This is a genomic window from Dysosmobacter segnis (assembly GCF_014297285.1).
Lineage (GTDB): Bacteria > Bacillota > Clostridia > Oscillospirales > Oscillospiraceae > Oscillibacter > Oscillibacter segnis.
Genome location: NZ_JACOQI010000109.1, coordinates 1 through 749, shown reverse-complemented (window position 1 = coordinate 749; position 749 = coordinate 1). Strand labels below are relative to the sequence as shown.

General features: G+C 51.9%; 1 protein-coding gene. It reads right to left on the bottom strand.

Annotation, left to right across the window (positions count from 1 at the left end):
* Positions 1–257: 257 nt before the first annotated feature.
* On the bottom strand, positions 258–647 hold the full coding sequence (locus tag H8Z83_RS19285; RefSeq protein WP_187016502.1) for a sigma-70 family RNA polymerase sigma factor: 390 nt from the start codon (positions 645–647) through the stop codon (positions 258–260).
* Positions 648–749: the final 102 nt, after the last annotated feature.

The window sequence follows — 749 nt, the reverse complement described above, 5'->3', positions numbered from 1 at the left end:
TCCGGTGCGTCATGCTGTATTTCCTGCCGGATGTAGTCAATGACCTCCCACTCAGCGTGGGAGGTCAGGAAGCGCAGAAGCTGCTGTGTGCTTTGTTCAAATGGATTCATGGTCATACACGCTCCTTGTGTTCAGGTGAGACGATCATGACTGCGGCCAACTCAGTCGGAAAATTTGTCTCTCACCTATAAGGACACTCAGAGCACGTTTGTAAACCAGAGAACAGAAAAAAATTTCAAAAAAGCTGGGAAGCCCTGTCATGAGACAGAGCTTCCCAGCTTTTCGTGCAGCTTTTTCAGTCGCTTTGATACCGCCATTTTGGAGATGCCGTAGATCTGACCGATCTCATCCATCGTCAGCGCATCGCTGTATCGGAGGGAGAGCAGGTTTTGACCTTGCACATCCAGTTCCGCAATGGCCTTCCGCAGATTTTCAAGCTGGAAGTTCCTGAGCGCCGCATCCTCCACGGGACGCTTGACGCAATCCGAACCGGACGGCACCGTTTCAAACTCACTTTTACTCAGGTGCCTTGTGTCCTGCTTGTCCTGCGCCTGCTGCCGTTTCCGATCCTGCTCAAGGAAGTCTGCGACCTCCTTTGGCACCGATACTTGCTCACCGTTATAGATAATAACGACATAGTCGTTCATTTGTGTCCTTTCCGCTTTCGACGGAAGGGTACACACCCGCGCTGCCGGTACAGCGCCAAAAACTGTCGACCTTCATGGAACTTCCTGCGTACAGGGTGGTCA